General features: G+C 51.0%; 3 protein-coding genes. 2 read left to right on the top strand and 1 reads right to left on the bottom strand.

What is annotated here, in order from left to right:
• Window positions 1-48: 48 nt before the first annotated feature.
• Entirely contained in the window at window positions 49-444 is a 396-nt protein-coding gene (locus SV253_08930; protein MDY6776176.1) for a ribbon-helix-helix domain-containing protein, read from the bottom strand.
• Between the two features lie 229 nt (window positions 445-673).
• Between SV253_08930 and SV253_08935 the strand changes: the two genes are divergently transcribed.
• A complete protein-coding gene (locus SV253_08935; protein MDY6776177.1) occupies window positions 674-943 on the top strand; it encodes an AbrB/MazE/SpoVT family DNA-binding domain-containing protein in 270 nt (89 codons plus the stop codon).
• A partial coding sequence (locus tag SV253_08940) for a putative toxin-antitoxin system toxin component, PIN family (protein ID MDY6776178.1) occupies window positions 940-1,360 on the top strand: 421 nt, incomplete at its 3' end. The genes SV253_08935 and SV253_08940, both read left to right, overlap by 4 nt.

The raw sequence follows: 1,360 nt of genomic DNA on the forward strand, positions 1-1,360 counted from the left end.
CTCCGTTAGAGCTAACCAACATTTCTAACATTTCTCTAGATCTGTTGGTTAGCTCCCCTCTCGGTCGTTGTCGTCGCCGCGTGACTCGCCGAAGAGCCACAATTTCGCACGACTCAGTACGCCTCGCCGTTGTTCTCGAAGTACTTCGGCTAGGGCTTCGTCTTGGCGTTCCTGTCGTTCGGCTATCTCTTCGACCTTTTCCTCGACGTTCCCGCGTGCCTCAAGCTGCCGTCTGAGGTCGTCGGCTCGTGCTTCGGCGTGATCGAGGTCGTTCCGGAGCTTTTCGAGATTCTTTTCGTACTCCTCGCGGACTTCGTCGACCTCGTGTCTCTTTTCTATAATCTTACGTAGGTACTCTGACCGAGACGAGTAGCCGCGCTCTTCGACCTCGTCGTCGAGTTCGTCGAGGGTTTCTTCGTCTATCTTCAGGGTTAACGTTTTCATGCGGTTATCAGCCTCGTGTTATCGTGTGATACGAACGTGTTGCCAGATATTACGGTGTAACACGAGCGTATCAGATTCTAATACGAGGGTATTACTGGCGATAGTTAAGTATTACCTACCTCGGTGTGAGAGCTAACCAACATTTCAAATATATCTCTAGAAGCGTTGGTTAGCTCTCCGATAGGAACCACCGCAACAGATATTATCTTACAAGTAATATATATCTTACATGACTGATGTAGACATGGTGACGGTGAGCTCACGCGGACAGATATCTATACCCGTCGACGTGAGGCGTGAGATAGGTCTCGACGAGGGTTCGAAGCTACTCGTGGTTTCGGAAGGCGACAGCATACTTCTCCGGAAGATCGACGAGTCGACCGTCGAAGAGTCAGTCGAAGATGTCCTTAAGCCGATGTGGGAGCAAGCTGAGGAAGAGGGAGTCTCAGACGAAGACGCTGAGGATCTGGTACACGAGACAAGGGGAGTTGAGGAGTGAGAGTAGTACCTGACACGAACGTCTATGTTTCGGCTACCCTCTCAGACGGCAGTCCTAGCCGAGTCTTGGAGTTAGCAGAGGCGGGAGAGATAGACATCTACATCTCACCGTTCATCTTCAGAGAGGTAGAGGATGTTCTAATGAGAGACAAGATACCGTTTGGAGAGGATCGAGTCGAGAAGTTCGTCGACAAGGTACTGAGTATGTCGTCGGTCGTCTCCCCGAACTACACTCCCGAGGTCATCGACGACGATCCCAGTGACAACCATATATTAGCGTGTGCTCTGGAATCAGAGGCAGAGTACGTCGTATCAGGTGACCGTCATCTACTCGAAGTTGAGGAGTACGAGGGGATCAGCATAGTGGAGCCCGCCGAGTTCATCGGTATAGTTGAGTGGTTCACATACACGCATTGTA

The organism is Candidatus Afararchaeum irisae (assembly GCA_034190545.1).
In the GTDB taxonomy this organism is placed as follows: Archaea; Halobacteriota; Halobacteria; order Halobacteriales; family Afararchaeaceae; genus Afararchaeum; species Afararchaeum irisae.